The 15,194-nt window shown below is 75.2% G+C and carries 14 protein-coding genes; all 14 read left to right on the top strand.

Annotation, left to right across the window (positions count from 1 at the left end; genetic code table 11):
* Positions 1-51: 51 nt before the first annotated feature.
* The gene (locus ATJ97_RS09090; RefSeq protein ID WP_098483480.1) at positions 52-570 is read left to right on the top strand and encodes a flavodoxin family protein; all 519 of its coding nucleotides are present in this window, start codon (positions 52-54) and stop codon (positions 568-570) included.
* Positions 567-1,583 carry a magnesium transporter gene (locus tag ATJ97_RS09085; RefSeq protein ID WP_098483479.1) on the top strand — a complete coding sequence of 339 codons (1,017 nt, stop codon included), beginning with the start codon at positions 567-569 and terminating at the stop codon, positions 1,581-1,583. Before ATJ97_RS09090 ends, ATJ97_RS09085 begins: the two co-directional genes overlap by 4 nt.
* 363 nt (positions 1,584-1,946) lie before the next feature.
* Positions 1,947-2,720: a hypothetical protein gene (locus ATJ97_RS09075; protein ID WP_098483477.1), complete on the top strand. Its 774-nt coding sequence runs from the start codon at positions 1,947-1,949 to the stop codon at positions 2,718-2,720.
* Positions 2,721-2,825: 105 nt separating this feature from the next.
* On the top strand, positions 2,826-3,911 hold the full coding sequence (locus ATJ97_RS09070) for an alpha/beta hydrolase (RefSeq protein ID WP_098483476.1): 1,086 nt from the start codon (positions 2,826-2,828) through the stop codon (positions 3,909-3,911).
* On the top strand, positions 3,908-5,554 hold the full coding sequence (locus tag ATJ97_RS09065) for a bifunctional lysylphosphatidylglycerol flippase/synthetase MprF (RefSeq protein ID WP_098483475.1): 1,647 nt from the start codon (positions 3,908-3,910) through the stop codon (positions 5,552-5,554). Before ATJ97_RS09070 ends, ATJ97_RS09065 begins: the two co-directional genes overlap by 4 nt.
* A gap of 9 nt (positions 5,555-5,563) precedes the next feature.
* Positions 5,564-6,211, top strand: coding sequence for a DUF1345 domain-containing protein (locus tag ATJ97_RS09060; protein ID WP_098483474.1), 648 nt, complete (start codon positions 5,564-5,566; stop codon positions 6,209-6,211).
* A gap of 100 nt (positions 6,212-6,311) precedes the next feature.
* Entirely contained in the window at positions 6,312-7,760 is a 1,449-nt protein-coding gene (locus ATJ97_RS20550; protein WP_170037324.1) for an FAD-binding oxidoreductase, read from the top strand.
* Positions 7,754-8,569: a decaprenylphospho-beta-D-erythro-pentofuranosid-2-ulose 2-reductase gene (gene dprE2 / locus ATJ97_RS09050; protein WP_098483472.1), complete on the top strand. Its 816-nt coding sequence runs from the start codon at positions 7,754-7,756 to the stop codon at positions 8,567-8,569. Before ATJ97_RS20550 ends, dprE2 begins: the two co-directional genes overlap by 7 nt.
* Positions 8,566-9,837, top strand: coding sequence for a hypothetical protein (locus ATJ97_RS09045; protein ID WP_143426966.1), 1,272 nt, complete (start codon positions 8,566-8,568; stop codon positions 9,835-9,837). Before dprE2 ends, ATJ97_RS09045 begins: the two co-directional genes overlap by 4 nt.
* A complete protein-coding gene (locus tag ATJ97_RS09040) occupies positions 9,834-10,739 on the top strand; it encodes a decaprenyl-phosphate phosphoribosyltransferase (protein ID WP_098483470.1) in 906 nt (301 codons plus the stop codon). Before ATJ97_RS09045 ends, ATJ97_RS09040 begins: the two co-directional genes overlap by 4 nt.
* A gap of 104 nt (positions 10,740-10,843) precedes the next feature.
* Positions 10,844-11,521, top strand: a complete 678-nt coding sequence (locus ATJ97_RS09035; protein WP_098483469.1) for a GntR family transcriptional regulator — start codon at positions 10,844-10,846, stop codon at positions 11,519-11,521.
* The gene (locus ATJ97_RS09030) at positions 11,518-13,044 is read left to right on the top strand and encodes an MmgE/PrpD family protein (protein ID WP_098483468.1); all 1,527 of its coding nucleotides are present in this window, start codon (positions 11,518-11,520) and stop codon (positions 13,042-13,044) included. The genes ATJ97_RS09035 and ATJ97_RS09030 overlap by 4 nt, the downstream gene beginning before the upstream one ends.
* The gene (prpB, locus tag ATJ97_RS09025; RefSeq protein ID WP_098483467.1) at positions 13,044-13,946 is read left to right on the top strand and encodes a methylisocitrate lyase; all 903 of its coding nucleotides are present in this window, start codon (positions 13,044-13,046) and stop codon (positions 13,944-13,946) included. The genes ATJ97_RS09030 and prpB overlap by 1 nt, the downstream gene beginning before the upstream one ends.
* Positions 13,947-13,990: 44 nt before the next feature.
* A complete protein-coding gene (locus tag ATJ97_RS09020; RefSeq protein WP_098483466.1) occupies positions 13,991-15,112 on the top strand; it encodes a bifunctional 2-methylcitrate synthase/citrate synthase in 1,122 nt (373 codons plus the stop codon).
* Positions 15,113-15,194 lie beyond the last annotated feature (82 nt).

Here is a 15,194-nt window from a genome sequence, read left to right as displayed (position 1 = left end):
GCACCATGGGAACGTCGGGACGACGGCGTCCCGCTCGGAGGTGGAGAAGCCATGGATGTCGTTGTGGTGTACGAGACGCACTACGGCCAGACCCGGGAGATCGCCTCGGCCGTCGCCGACGGCGCCCGTGAGGCCGGCGCGGACGCGACCGTCGTCGGGGTCGAGGAGGCGACGGCGCAGCAGGTGGACGGCGCCGATCTCCTCGTCGTCGGCGCGCCCACCCACATGCTCGGCATGAGCCGGCCCTGGTCGCGCGGCCGGGCGCACCCCCAGGAGGTCGGCACGGGCGGCGAGATCGACGACGGCGTGCGCGAGTGGCTCGTCGGCCTGCCCGCCGCGGGCACCGGGCAGCGCGCGGCGGCGTTCGACACCCGCCTGCCGTCCGCGCTGGCCGGCGGTGCCTCGCACGGGGTGGCCCGCGCCCTGGGCAAGCACGGGTTCGAGATGGTCGCCGATCCTGAGGGGTTCGTCGTCGAGGAGGCGGAAGGTCCCCTGCGTGACGGCGAGCGGGACCGGGCCCGCGAGTGGGGCGCCGCGCTGACGCGGAAGGTGGCCGCGACGGTCGGATGAGCGGGGTCCGCGAGGTGCGCGAGACTCCCCGGACGGCCGACGCCGGGACCGAGCTCACGGACGAGCTGCGGACCGCCGCCCGGCACGCCTCGCGCAACGTCCCGGTCGCGGCGCCCGAGGACGCCGCCGGGGCGGTGCTGGAGGCGATGCGCGGGCGCCGCTACGACAGCGCCGCCGTCGTCGCCGTCCTGGACGGCGACCGGCTCCGCGGGCTGGTCACCCTCGAACGGCTGCTCGGCGCGCCGGCCACGACGCCGGTGGGGGAGATCATGGACGACGCCCCGCCCGTCGTCGCGCCCTCGACCGCCCAGGAGAGGGCCGCCTGGCTCGCCGTCCAGCACGCGGAGCCGACCCTCGCCGTCGTCGACGAGGCCGGCCGGTTCGCCGGGCTCGTGCCCGCCCCCACGCTTCTCGGGGTCCTCCTCGAGGAGCACGACGAGGACATGGCGCGCCTCGGCGGCTTCACCGGCTCGTCGGCGTCCGCGCGCTCTGCCACGGTCGAGCCGGTGCTGCGCCGCCTCTACCACCGCCTGCCGTGGCTGCTGCTGGGCCTGGCGGGGGCGCTGCTGGCCGCGGTGATCGTCGGACGGTTCGAGGAGCATCTCGCGGCCGAGGTGCTGATCGCCTACTTCGTCCCGGGCGTGGTCTACATGGCCGATGCCGTGGGCACCCAGACCGAGGCGCTGGTGATCCGGGGCCTCTCCCTGGGCATCGGGGTGCGCCGCATCGCGGTGCGCGAGGTGATCACCGGCGTGCTGCTCGGTGCGCTCCTCGGCGGGCTGGCGCTGCCGATGGTGTGGGCGTTGTGGGGCCGCGCCGACGTGGCGGTGGCCGTCGCGCTGGCCCTGCTGGCAGCGTCCTCGATCGCGTCGGTCATCGCTCTCGCGCTGCCCTGGCTCATCCACCGGCTGGGGAAGGACCCCGCCTTCGGGTCGGGGCCGCTCGCCACGGTGATCCAGGACGTCCTGACCGTGGCGATCTACCTCGTCGTGGCCACCGCCGTCGTCCTGTGACCGCCCCCGGGCTCGCCGAGTCGTCACAAGCTCGCCGAGTCGTCACGAGCTCCCCGAGTGGTCACAAGCTCGCCGAGTCGTCACGAGCTCCTCGAGTCGTCACGAGCTCACGAGCGCGGGTCCTCGGTCCCTTGTCAGCGTGCCCGCCCGGGCGCACGATGAAGACTCCGGCAACGACGCCGGAGCGAGGGGCCGAGGAGGAACCATGCCTCGCACGCCGGAGCTGCAGGGGGGCCCCGATCCAGCGCCCGGGAGCCCGGGTGGTCCTGCGCCCAGGGGGCCGGGTGGTCCAGCGCCCGGGAGTCCTGGTGGTCCAGCACCAGGGAGCCCGGGGACGGCCTGGGGCGGCGGCGCGACGTCGCCGTGCTGCTCGGGGTCCTGCTGGCCATGCTCGGGCTCGGCGCCCTCGGCACCGGCCTGACCCTGGGGTTCCTCCACGTCGTCGCCCGCGACGACGGCTACGTCACCAGCCCCGGCCAGCACGTGAGCAGCGCGGGGTACGCCGTGCTGCTCGGCGACGCCGAGGTCAACACCGTCGGCATGCCGGTCGACTGGCCGAGCCGCTTCATCGGCGACGTGCGGGTGCGGGCCGAGTCCCTCGACGGTGGGGAGATCTTCGTCGGCGTCGCGCCGGCCTTCGAGGCACGCCGCTACCTCGAGGGGGTGCACTACCACGAGGTCGGTGACTCCCCGCGGTGGAGCGTCGAGCACGACGGCGGAGCCCCCGCGCAGCCGCCCACGCAGCAGGACTTCTGGCGCGAGGAGGCGGCCGGGCCCGGGACGCAGAACGTCGAGCTGGACGAGCTGACCAGCGGACGCTGGGCGCTCGTGGTCATGTCGCCCGACGCCGCCCCGGGCATCGACGCCCGGGTCGACATCGGCGCCACGCTGCCGTGGCTGCCCTGGGCGGCGGTGGCGGCCCTGGTCATCGGCCTGGTGGCCCTCGCGGGGGCGGGGGCGCTCATCGTCGCCGCCGCGCGCGGCGCCGCCCGCGACCGGCCCGTCCCGGCGCCGTACGTCTCTGCTGCCCCTTCGCCGAGGCCCGGTCCCGGTCCGGGCCCAGCAGCAGCCGGCGGCCGGCCGAGGCCGCAGGATCCAACGCCGCCGCGGCGCCCGCCGGGCCCCCCGGAACGCTGAGCAGCGGCAGCGGGCACCGTCCGCCAGATCGATCGGGTGGCTCCCAGCCTCCTCCCAGCACGGTTGCGCATCCTGACGGGGTAGGGAGCCGACGCGGGAGGGCTGATGAAGGCGTCGTCAGGACTGCTCGACCGGCTGGCGCACCAGCACGGGCTGCTGACGACGCCGCTCGTCGGCACCGTGCTGGTGCTGCTCGCCGTCGCGCTGGCAGGGGCGCTCTACCTCCGGACGCGCCGGGCCGGTGGCATCCGGCCGCTCGGGACGGGGCGCTTCACCGTGCGGGCCGCCGCGGTGCTCGCCGTCCTTGTCCTCGCCGCGGCCGGGTACGTCAACGCCTACGCCGGGTACCTGCCGACGGCGCAGGCGCTCGCGCAGGCTGTCACGCTGACGCCGGGCGCGACGGCCGGCGGGCAGCTGACCTCGGTGCAGATCGACGCGCCGGCCCTGCGCATGGGGCACGGCGAGACGGACATCTGGACCCCGGCGGGATACAGCTCCTCGCCGCACCGGCGCTACCCCGTCCTGTACCTCATCACCGGGTCACCCGGAGCTCCCGCGGACTGGTTCCGTGCGGGCCGTCTCGCCGAGACGCTCGACGCCCTGACGAAGGCCGGGCGCATGCCTCCCGCGATCGTCGTCGCCATGAACACCGGTGCCGGGCTGGTCGGGGACACGGAGAGCCTCGACGTCGTCGGCGGGCCGCAGGTCGAGACGTACTACACCCACGTCGTCGTCCCGTACGTCGACAGCCACTACCGGACGCTGCCGGACCGGGCGGACAGGGTGCTCGGCGGCATCTCCTCGGGCGGGTACGGGGCCCTGAACGTCGGCCTGCACCACACGGACCTCTTCGCGACGATCCTCGCGTTCGAGCCCTACGGCGACCCCGGCCCCGGCACCGCGTACACCCTCCTCGGTGGCGACCAGGCCCGCTTCCGGGCCAACAGCCCCTCGGTGTACATCCCGACGATGCGCTTCACCGTGCCCGTCAGCGTGTTCCTCGACGTCGGTGGGGCGACGGGCCCGGACGTGGCCCAGGTGCGCGCGCTGGCCGACGCGCTGCGCGCCCGGGGGCAGGACGTGCTCTTCCGGGTGGAGCCGGGCCAGCACCACACGTGGAGCGAGACCGCCGCCGGCCTGCCCTACGGCCTCGCTTTCGCCGGCCAGCACCTCGGGCACGGGCCGCGATGACGGCGCCGGCGCTCCTGCGCACACGCCGCGACGCGCAGCCGTGGGCCGGGTGGGCGCGGCGCGAGCGGGCCCGGCGCTGGGCGGCGCGCGCGGCCGCCGGCCTCGGACTGCTCGGCCTCGTCTCGGCGCTGTCCCCGCCGTTGCGGGGGCGCCTGGAGATGCTGCTCGAGGTGCTCCCGGTCGCCGTGCCGGGGACGGCGGTGCTCACGCTCGTGTTCGTCTCGGTCGGGCTCGTCCTCACCGCTCGTGGGCTGCGGCGCGGTCACCGGCTCGCGTGGGTGAGCGCGGAGCTGCTGCTGGTCGCCTCCGTCGTCCTGCACCTGTTCAAGGGCATCGACGTCGAGGAGGCGCTCGCGGCCGGGGCGGGCGCGGCGTGGCTGGCCAGGCAGCACGGCGCGTTCACCGTGCTGCCCCCACGCGCGGCGGCCAGCCGGGCGGCGGTCCTGGGGACGGTCGGGGCGCTCGTGGTCGTCGCCGCCTCGCTCGCCGTCGTGGAGGGGCCCGGCGAGGGCACCCTGCTGCTGCCCCGGTCCTTCGCGCAGGTGCTCGCGGCGGTCGCCGTCGCCCTCCTCGCTGCGACGGCGTGGATCCTGCTGACGCCGCGGGAGCCGGAGAAGCTGACCGGAGCGGCGCACCGGCGCGAGCGCGAGCGGGCGCGGGACGTCGTCACCAGGTACGGGGGCGGCAGCCTGGACTACTTCGCCCTGCGGGACGACAAGCAGTGGTTCTTCACCGGCCGCAGCATCGTCGCCCACGCCGTGCGGGGCGGGGTGTGCCTGGTCTCGCCGGACCCCATCGGCCCCGTCGAGGAGCGGGCGGAGTGCTGGGCGGAGTTCGTCGCCCACACCGAGCGCCAGGGCTGGTCCGTCGCCGTGCTGGGGGCCGCCGAGGACTGGTTGCCCCTGTACGAGTCGGCCGGCCTGCGGCCCGTGTACCTGGGGGACGAGGCGGTGGTGGACTGCGCCACGTTCACCCTCGAGGGGCACGGGATGAAGAGCGTGCGCCGCGCGCACCGGCGGGTGGCCTCCGCCGGCTTCACCGCCACCTTCCACCACCCGGGGGAGGTCGACGCCGCCACGCGGGAGCAGCTGGAGGTGATCGCCCGGCAGGGGCGGATGGGCGACGCGGAGCGCGGCTTCTCGATGACCTTGTCGCGGCTGCTCGACCCCGACGACGCGGACGTGCTCGTCAGCGTGGTCCGCGACCCGCACGGGCTGCCGGTGGCGTTCGCCCAGTGGGTGCCCGCCCCGCACCTGCCGGGCTGGTCCCTCGACGTCATGCGGCGCAGCCGCGCGGACGGGTTGCCGAACGGCGTCATGGACTTCCTCGTCGTCGAGACGATCCTTCATGCGCGGGACCACGGCGCCGGGGCGGTCGGCCTCAACTTCGTCGTGCTCCGGCGCGGGCTGGAGGAGCGACCCGGCGGCGCGGTCGACCGGGCGGGGCACCGGGGCCTGCTCTGGATGTCCGGCCGGGCGCAGATCGAGTCGCTGCGGCAGTTCGACGAGAAGTACGCACCGCGCTGGGTCCCGCGGTACGCCGCGCTCGGCGCGATCGACCTCGTGGCGGCGCAGGGCGTCGCCATGGCCGGGGCGGAGGGACTGGCCGAGATCCCGCTGCTCGGCCGGCTGGTGACCCGATGAGGAGGAGCGATGCGGACCACTGAGCGGGAGAGGCTCGGCCCCTCGGCGGCCACCCGCGTCGTCGTCGCCGGGGGCCTCGGTGCCGCAGGCGGCGTCGTCGCCGGCGCGCTCGCCGGCTGGCGGGTGGGGCCGCTCGCCGGCTGGATCGTCGCCGCCGCCGTCCACACGCTCTGGATGTGGCTCACGCTCGCGCCGCTGGACGGCCCGGCGACGGCCGCCCACGCCGCCCGGGAGGACGCCGGCCGGACGGTCGCGCACGTCGTCGTGCTCACAGCGGCCGTGGCCAGCCTGGGTGCGGTCGCCCTTCTCCTGGCACGCGGTCCCGGTGCCGGCTCGGCGAGCGCACAGGCCGCGTTCAGCGTGCTCGCCGTCGCGCTGTCGTGGGCGGTGGTCCACACGTCCTACACCACGCGCTACGCGCACCTGTACTGGGCGGGGGGCGGGCGTCCCGTGGACTTCGGCGACACCGAGCAGCCCCGCTACACCGACTTCGCGTACCTGGCGTTCACCGTGGGGATGACGTTCCAGGTGAGCGACACCCAGCTGCGCTCGGGACGGATGCGCGCCGTGGTGCTCACGCATGCGCTGCTCTCGTACCTGCTCGGTGTCGTCGTCATCGCCGCGACCATCAACCTCGTCGCCGGGCTCGGCGGCTGACGGCGCGGCGCTCCCGGCCGGGGCTCGCGCTCCTCCCAGGTCGCTCCCAGCACCCGGGCACACACTGGGCGCAGCGTCGCACCGCACCCAGGAGGCCGACATGGCCGTCGCGCTCAGCAACTTCACCCGTTCCCTCGCCGCGCCGTCCGAGGTGGTGCGCCCGGCCGGCGAGGCGGAGTGGCTGAGGCTGCTCGAGCGGGCGGACGGGCGCGGGGTCACGGTGCGCGGCGCGGGGGCCAGCTACGGCGACGCGGCGCTGAACAGCGGCGGGACGGTGGCCCTGACAGGTGCCCTCCGTGACGTCGGCGAGGTCGACGGCGGGAGCGGGACCGTGGACGTCGGTGCCGGGGCCACGCTCGCCGACGTCCTGGCGGTGACCCTCCCCGCCGGCTGGACGCTGCCCGTGCTCCCGGGCACGGGCCGGGTGACGGTCGGCGGCGCCGTGGCCGCCGACGTCCACGGCAAGAACCACCCCGCCCGGTCCTCGATCGGCGCGCACATCGAGTCCCTCGTGCTGGTCTCCCCGGCGGGCGGGGTCCGCACACTCACCCCCGACGGGAGCCCGGGACCCTTCTGGGCGACCGTGGGCGGTCTCGGGCTCACGGGGGTGGTCCTCCGCGTCCGGCTCCGTCTGGAGCGGACCGGTGGCTGGGTGCGCTCGGCCGACCGTGCGGAGCCGACCCTCGACCGGGTCGTCGAAGAGCTCGGCAGGAACGACGCCGGGTCCGCCGTCGCCTGGCTCGACGGTCACTCGGGCGGCCCGGCGCTGGGGCGCGGCGTGGTCACCACCGCCGTCCCCGTGGGCGGGCCGACCGGGGAAGCGAGTGCGACCGGTCGCGCGGGGGCGCGGGCGGTGGGCCGCGCGGCGGCCCGGGCCCGCCGCCCCGCGCCGCGGGCGGCGACGGCTCCGGGAACCGGGCGCCCCGCACGGCGGCGGCCGCGATCCCCGCTGCTCCTGTCCGCGTCGGCCGTGCGGGTCGCCAACGCCGCCCGGTTCGCCGCGGCCCGCGCCCACGGCGGCAGACCGCGGCTCGTCGAGCTGCGACGCTCCCTCTTCCCGCTCGACGCACTCCCCGGCTGGCCGGCCCTGTACGGCCGGCGGGGGTTCCTCCAGCACCAGCTCGCCGTGCCGCCCGGGCAGGAGGGGGTGCTCGCCCTGGCGCTGCGCGCCCTCCAGGACGCCGGGCACCCTCCCGCTCTGGCCGTCCTCAAACGGCTCGGCGCACCTCCTGCCGGGCATGAGGCCGGGACGCTCTCCTTCCCGCTGCCCGGCTGGACGCTCGCCCTGGACGTCGCCGTGCCGCCCGCCGGTCCCGGGGCCGTGCGGCTGGCCCGCACCCTCGACGACCTCGACCAGGCCGTCGCCGCGGCGGGCGGGCGGACCTCCCTCGTCAAGGACTCGCGGCTGCGGCCGGACCTGCTGCGCCGGATGTACCCCGGCCTCGACCGCTGGCGCGCCGAGGCGGCCCGGCTGGACCCCGACGGAGTCATGACCTCGGACCTGGACCGCCGGCTCGGGCTGCGCGGAGCGGGGGCCGGGCCGTGCTGAACGTTCTCGGCCAGCCCGGCACCGTCCTGGCGCTCGGCGGCAGCTCCGAGATCGCCCAGGCCTTCCTCGGGAGGCTGCTGGAGAGCCGCGCGTGCGACGTCGTCCTCGCCGCCCGCCCCAGCGCCCGACGGGACGCCGCCGTGCGCCGGCTGGAGGGGTACGGGGCCCGGGTGGAGCCGGTCGACGTGGACGCCGCGGACAGCGAGGGCCTCGTCGCGGCTCTCCGGACGGCGCTGGCCGGCCATGAGGTCGACCTCGCCGTGATCGCCCACGGCGTGCTGCCGGACGAGGGCGCGCTCGGGCGCAGGCCCGCGGACGCGGCGGACGTCGTCGCCGTCAACCTGGGCTCGGCGGTGGCCGCCGGACTTCTCCTCGCCGACCTCATGCGCCGGCAGGGCCACGGCGTGCTCGTGGTGCTCTCCTCCGTCGCGGCGGTGCGCCCGCGGGCCTCCAACGCCGTGTACGGCGCGACCAAGGCGGGCCTCGACGCCTTCTTCACCGCCCTGCGGGACAGGTTGCGCGGCAGCGGGGTCCGCGTGGTCGTCGTCCGGCCCGGCTTCGTCCGCACGCGGATGACCGCCGGCCGGGCCCCGGCCCCGTTCGCCGTCGACGCCGACGACGTCGCCCGGGCCGTCCTGGCCGGTCTCGACCGTGACGTCGTCTGGGTCCCGGCGGTGCTCGGGCCCCTCACGGCCGCGCTCCGGCTCGTGCCGGGGCCGGTGTGGCGCCGGCTCGACCGGCGGAGCGTGCGTGACGGGGGGACGGTGCGACCAGGCGCCGCGCCCAGGAGGGGAGGAGACCGGCGATGACCACGAGCACGGACCGGCGGACGACAGCGCGCCCAGCACGGCGGCGACACCTTCTCAGGTGGGTGGTTCTCGTCCTCGCACTCCTCATGATCGTGCCCGGCGTCTCCTACGCCCGGGCCCTGACGTACCCGGGCAGTGCCACGGTCGAGGTGCGCACGATCGAGTGGCTGGCGGACCACGGCGGCCGGGGCGCCGTCAACGCGATCGAGAACTGGGTCTACAGCCGTCACGCCCCGCCGCGGGTGATCGGCCCGGGCGGGACGCCGCCGCTGCCGTCCGTCACGGGGGCGGCGCCGTCGGCACCGCTGAACCGCGCCCCCTTCGGCCCGCTCACCCCGGACGGGCAGTTCTCCCCGTCGGTGCCCCTGTCCCCCCACGCGCCCCTGGTCCCGACCGGGCCGTCGGCGGTGCCGCCGCCCCCGACGTCGACGCCGGCCGGGGCGCCGGCCCCGCTGCCGGTGCTCGCGGGGCACCCGGCCCTGCCGGGCGAGGGAGCGTGGCAGGCCGGTCGCACGGACCGCACCGGGCGGCCCGCCCTGTTCACCACCTTCATCAGGCCCGACGCGCAGCATCCCGGAGTCGTCGCCGGCGTGGCCCGGTTCGTCCCCGGGCGCACCGCGGTCCACCTCGTCGCCGGGACCAGGGAGCCGCAGGGGGCCCGGGTGGGCGCCGCCGCGGTGCCGTCCTCCGACGTCCCCGACCTGGTCGCGACCTTCAACTCCGGCTGGCGCACCATGGACGCCCCCGGCGGGTTCTACATCGACGGCGCGGGTGCCCCGACGCTCACCCCCGGCCTCGCGTCCGCCGTCATCGACGACCACGGCCGGGTCACGGTCGGGCAGTGGGGGCGCGACGTCACCATGACCCCCCACGTGCGCGCCGTCCGGCAGAACCTGCGCCTCATCGTCGACGGCGGAGCCCCGGTGCCGGGTCTCGCCCGCAACTACCAGGGTTCGTGGGGCTCGCCGAACAACCAGTTCCAGTACACGTGGCGCTCGGGTCTGGGCAACGACGCGCACGGTGACCTGATCTACGTCGCCGGCAACGACCTGACGCTGCAGACGCTCGCCCAGGCGCTGGTCGAGGCGGGGGTCCAGCGCGGCATGGAGCTGGACATCCACTCGCCCCACGTCAGCTTCACGGGCTGGTACGGCACCGGCGCCGCCGCGCGGCCGCGGATGCTCCTGCCGGACCTGCCCTCCAGCACGTCGAAGTACCTCGTCCCCGACCAGCGCGACTTCTTCTACGTGACGCAGGTGCCGCGATGACCGCTCTCGCCAAGGTCACGGCCGGCGCGGCGCCGGCCCGCGTCCGACTGCCCGCGGCGCTGCTGCGCACGGCCCGGCCCCGGCAGTGGGTGAAGAACGCCGTCGTCCTCGCCGCTCCTGCCGCGGCGGGGCGGCTGACGGACCCTGCGGTCCTGCTCCCTGCCGCGGCGATCGCCGCGGTGCTGGTCCTCGCCTCCGCCGCCACCTACCTCGTCAACGACGCCCTCGACGTCGAGATCGACCGGACGCACCCGACGAAGTCGCTCCGCCCCGTCGCGTCGGGGGCCCTGCGGCCCGTCACGGCCCTGCGGGCCGGCCTGGCGGCGGGCGTGGTCTCGGTCCTGCTCGCCGTGCCGCTCGGCGCCGGACCGGCCGCGACCGTCGCCCTCTACCTCGCGCTCAGCCTGGCCTACAGCAGGTGGCTCAAGCGCGTGCCCGTGGTCGACGTCCTCGTGGTCACGGCGGGCTTCATCGTGCGCGCGCTCGCCGGCGCCGTGGCGGCGGGGCTGGCGGTGTCGGACTGGTTCCTGCTCGTCGTGCTGTTCGGGTCGCTCTTCCTCGTCGCGGCCAAGAGGTCGGCCGAGCAGCGTCGCGCCGGCGCGGCCGGGCGCGCCGTCCTGGCCAGCTATCCCGACAGCTGGCTCACACAGATCACCACTATGGCGCTGACCGGGACGGTCATGGCCTACGCCGCCTGGGCCTTCCAGCACGCCGGCACGGACATCTTCGAACCGCTGATCGCCGTCTCGCTCGTCCCGTTCCTCGCGGCGCTCCTGCGCTACAGCCTGCTGGCCTCCGCGGGGGCGGGGGAGGCGCCGGAGGTCGCGCTCGCGGACCGGTTCGTGCTCGGGTGCGTCCTGGTGTGGGCGGTGCTCGTGGGGGCGGGCCTCTATCTCCCGTGACGCCCGCACCGGGATGTGCACAACCAGGCACGATCCCGCCTGCTCGGGGCAAAACCGCCCGGAGTTTGTATACAAGGAGCAGGTCTGCGGGGTAGGCTGCCGACGTGCGCGCCAGCGAGAGGGTCTACGCCTCCCTGCGGGAGGAGATCGTCTCCTGGCGCCTGCAGCCGGGCGCCGTGCTCAGCGAGGTCGAGCAGGCCGAGCGTCTCGGGGTCTCCCGGACGCCGCTGCGCGAGGCCTTCGGCCGGCTTGTCTCGGACGGGCTCGCCGTCGTCGGCAAGGGCCGTACGCTCGTCGTCTCGGCCCTCAGCGCCCCCGACCTCGTCCATCTCTTCGAGCTGCGTGAGGCCCTCGAGGTGCAGCAGGCGCGGCTCGCGGCCCGCCGCGGCACCCGGGAGGTCTTCGGCGCCCTCGCCGAGCGCTTCGCCCGCGCCGGGGGGCTCGTGGGGGAGCGGGAGGCCTACTACGCGCTCGTCGCCGAGCTCGACGCGGCCCTCGACGAGGCCGCCGCCAGCCCGTACCTCCTGCGCGCGCTGACCACCCTGCGCACCCACACCGCCCGCGCCCGGCGGCTCTCCCACGACAACCCCGAGCGCCTCGCCCGTGCCGCGGCCGAGCACGCGCTCATCGCGCGCGCCGTCGCCGAGCGGGACGAGACCCTCGCCGCCCACGCCACCGCCGTGCACCTGCGCACGTCCCTGGACACCATCCTCACCAGCCTGGCCGACGACGGCCGGGCGTCCGACCCCGCACCCACCCACACTCCTGGAGCCACCCGGTGAACACCCACCATCTCCGCGTCCACCCCAGCGCCGACAACCTGCCCCGCGAGGAGCAGCTCGCCTGGAAGCTCGCCGAGCTCGCCACCGACCCGGTGGAGGTCACCGAGGCGGTCACCGACATGGTGGTCAACCGCGTCATCGACAACGCGGCCGTGGCCACCGCGTCGCTGGTGCGCACCCCGCCGGCGGCGGCCCGCGCCCAGGCGCTGGCGCACCCGTACAGCCCGGGCGCCACGGTCTTCGGCACCCCGCTCACCACCCGGGTCAGCCCCGAGTGGGCGGCCTGGGCCAACGGGGTGGCGGTGCGCGAGCTGGACTACCACGACACCTTCCTCGCCGCGGACTACTCCCACCCGGCCGACAACATCCCACCGATACTCGCCGTCGCGCAGCACCTCGCCGAGCGGCGCGGCCTGACCGGGAAGGAGCTGGTGCGCGGCATCGTCACCGGCTACGAGATCCAGGTCGACCTCGTCAGGGCGATCAGCCTGCACAAGCACAAGATCGACCACGTCGCCCATCTCGGCCCTTCGGCGGCCGCGGGCATCGGGACGCTCCTGGGCCTGGACGCCGAGACGATCTTCCACGCGATCGGGCAGGCCCTGCACACCACGACCGCCACCCGGCAGTCCCGCAAGGGCGAGATCTCCACCTGGAAGGCCTACGCCCCGGCCTTCGCCGGCAAGGTCGCGGTCGAGGCCGTGGACCGCGCCATGCGGGGCCAGACCTCCCCGACGCCGATCTACGAGGGCGAGGACGGCGTCGTCGCGTGGCTGCTCGACGGCCCGGACGCCGCCTACGACGTCGTCCTGCCCGGCCCCGGCGAGCCCCGCACGGCGATCCTGGACACCTACACCAAGGAGCACTCCGCGGAGTACCAGGCGCAGGCGCTCATCGACCTGGCCCGCCGGATCGGGACCCAGTACCCGTTCCTGCGCGACCCGGACAACGTCACCTCGATCGTGCTGCACACCTCCCACCACACCCACTACGTCATCGGCTCGGGCGCCAACGACCCGCAGAAGTACGACCCCACCGCCTCGCGCGAGACGCTCGACCACTCGATCCCGTACATCGTCGCCGTCGCGCTGCAGGACGGGGCCTGGCACCACGTGCGCTCGTACGCCCCGGAGCGGGCCGGGCGCCCCGACACGGTCGAGCTGTGGCGCAAGGTCACGACGGCGGAGGACCCGGAGTGGACCCGGCGGTACCACTCGAGCGACCCGGCCGAGAAGGCCTTCGGCGGCCGGCTCGAGATCACCATGGCCGACGGCGGACGCATCGTGGAGGAGATCGCCGTCGCCGACGCCCACCCCCTGGGGGCCCGGCCCTTCGCCCGCGAGCAGTACGTGGCGAAGTTCCGCACCCTGGCCGAGGGCGTCCTGGACGAGGCCGAGGTCGAGCGGTTCCTCGACGTCGCCCAGCGCCTGCCCGAGCTCTCCGCCGCGGAGCTGGGCGAGCTGACCGTGACCGCCCCCGACGGCTACCTCGACGCCGTCACCGTCCCGGAGGGGATCTTCTGATGCTGTACTGCACGACGAACGCGGCCGAGAAGCGGGCGCGGCTGCGCGAGCGGCTCGCCACCGACGAGACGCTGCTCTTCCCCGGCGCGTTCAACCCCCTCTCGGCGAAGCTGATCCAGGAGAAGGGCTTCGACGGCGTCTACATCTCCGGCGCGGTGCTCTCCGCCGACCTGGGGCTGCCCGACATCGGGCTGACGACCCTGACCGAGGTGGCGGGCCGGTCCCAGCAGATCGCCCGCATGACCGACCTGCCGGCGCTGGTGGACGCGGACACCGGGTTCGGCGAGCCGATGAACGTCGCCCGTACCGTCCAGTCCCTCGAGGACGCCGGCGTCGCGGGCCTGCACATCGAGGACCAGGTCAACCCCAAGCGGTGCGGTCACCTCGACGGCAAGCAGGTGGTCGACGTCGACACCGCCGCCAAGCGCGTCCGCGCCGCCGTCGACGCCCGCCGCGACCCCAACCTGCTCGTCATGGCCCGCACCGACGTCCGCGGCGTCGACGGTTTCGACGCCGCCGCCGACCGGGCCAGGGCCCTGGTGGACGCCGGTGCGGACGCGATCTTCCCCGAGGCCATGCGCGACCTCGCCGAGTTCGAGGCGATCGCCAGCGCCGTCGAGGTCCCCGTGCTGGCGAACATGACCGAGTTCGGCAAGTCCGAGCTGTTCACCACCGACCAGCTGAGGGATGCCGGCGTCTCGATCGTCATCTTCCCGGTCTCGCTGCTGCGCCTGGCGATGGGCGCCGCCGAACGCGGCCTGGACACCATCCGGCGCGAGGGGACGCTGACCTCGGAGCTGGCCAGCATGCAGCACCGCTCCCGCCTGTACGAGCTTCTCGACTACGAGGCCTACAACCACTTCGACACCGGCATCTACAACTTCACCGTCCGCACCGACTGACCCAGCCCCAGATCTGCCGCCAGATGTTCGCGAAGGAGCGAGACATGAGCCAGACCCAGACCGAGCCCGAGATCCGCAAGGGCCTCGTCGGCGTCGTCGCCGACACCACCGCCATCTCCAAGGTCAACCCCGAGACCAACTCCCTGCTGTACCGCGGCTACCCCGTCCAGGAGCTCGCCGCCCGGTGCACCTTCGAGGAGGTCGCCTACCTGCTGTGGCACGGCGAGCTGCCCACGCCGGAGCAGCTGAGCGAGATGGAGGAGGCGGGCCGCTCCCAGCGGGCGCTCGCCCCGGAGGTCCGGGCCGCCGTCGACCTCGTCCCCACCACCGCGCACCCGATGGACGTGCTGCGCACCGCCGTCTCGGTCATCGGGGCCACCGACCCCGCCGCCGACGACGCCTCGCCGGAGTCCAGCTACGCCAAGTCGGTACGGCTGCTCTCCCAGATCCCCGCGGTCGTGGCCTACGACCAGCGGCGCCGGCGCGGGCAGGAGCTCGTCGAGCCCCGGAACGACCTGGGCTACGTCGAGAACTTCCTGTACATGACGTTCGGGGAGGTGCCCGCGGACGTCGTCGTCGACGCCTTCCGGGTCTCGCTCATCCTCTACGCCGAGCACTCCTTCAACGCCTCCACCTTCACCGCCCGGGTGATCACCTCGACGCTCTCGGACCTCTACTCCGCCGTCGTCGGCGCGATCGGGGCGCTCAAGGGCCCGCTGCACGGCGGCGCGAACGAGGCCGTCATGCACGTCTTCGAGGAGATCGGCACCGCCGAGAACGCGGAGGGGTGGCTCGAGCAGGCGCTGGCCGAGAAGCGCAAGATCATGGGCTTCGGGCACCGCGTCTACAAGCGCGGCGACTCGCGGGTGCCCACGATGAAGGCGGCGCTGGACACCCTCGTCGCGCACTACGACCGCCCCGACCTGGCCGAGCTCTACGACCGACTCGAGGCCGCAATGGTCGAGCGGAAGAACATCCGGCCCAACCTGGACTACCCCTCCGGTCCCGCGTACCACCTCATGGGCTTCGACACGGCGACGTTCACGCCGCTGTTCGTCGCCGCCCGCATCACCGGCTGGACCGCGCACATCATGGAGCAGCTCGCGTCCAACGCGCTGATCCGCCCGCTCAGCGCCTACAACGGCCCCGACGAGCGGCACCTGTAGGGACGACGGCGGCCCCTCCTTCCGGCTCGGGCGTGCCTGCCCGGCGCGCCGGGCCGGGGAGGGCGCCGCGGTCGTCCGTGGG

Origin of the sequence: Georgenia soli, assembly GCF_002563695.1 — a bacterium.
GTDB classification, from domain to species: Bacteria; Actinomycetota; Actinomycetes; order Actinomycetales; family Actinomycetaceae; genus Georgenia; species Georgenia soli.
The sequence above is the reverse complement of the archived record's forward strand: the minus strand, read 5'-3'. Positions and strand labels throughout refer to the sequence as shown.

Coding starts and splice junctions, on each gene's coding strand:
- ATJ97_RS09090 (WP_098483480.1), top strand. CDS start 52: ATGGATGTCGTTGTGGTGTACGAGACGCACTACGGCCAGACCCGGGAG.
- ATJ97_RS09085 (WP_098483479.1), top strand. CDS start 567: ATGAGCGGGGTCCGCGAGGTGCGCGAGACTCCCCGGACGGCCGACGCC.
- ATJ97_RS09070 (WP_098483476.1), top strand. CDS start 2,826: ATGAAGGCGTCGTCAGGACTGCTCGACCGGCTGGCGCACCAGCACGGG.
- ATJ97_RS09065 (WP_098483475.1), top strand. CDS start 3,908: ATGACGGCGCCGGCGCTCCTGCGCACACGCCGCGACGCGCAGCCGTGG.
- ATJ97_RS09060 (WP_098483474.1), top strand. CDS start 5,564: ATGCGGACCACTGAGCGGGAGAGGCTCGGCCCCTCGGCGGCCACCCGC.
- ATJ97_RS20550 (WP_170037324.1), top strand. CDS start 6,312: ATGGCCGTCGCGCTCAGCAACTTCACCCGTTCCCTCGCCGCGCCGTCC.
- ATJ97_RS09045 (WP_143426966.1), top strand. CDS start 8,566: ATGACCACGAGCACGGACCGGCGGACGACAGCGCGCCCAGCACGGCGG.
- ATJ97_RS09040 (WP_098483470.1), top strand. CDS start 9,834: ATGACCGCTCTCGCCAAGGTCACGGCCGGCGCGGCGCCGGCCCGCGTC.
- prpB (WP_098483467.1), top strand. CDS start 13,044: ATGCTGTACTGCACGACGAACGCGGCCGAGAAGCGGGCGCGGCTGCGC.
- ATJ97_RS09020 (WP_098483466.1), top strand. CDS start 13,991: ATGAGCCAGACCCAGACCGAGCCCGAGATCCGCAAGGGCCTCGTCGGC.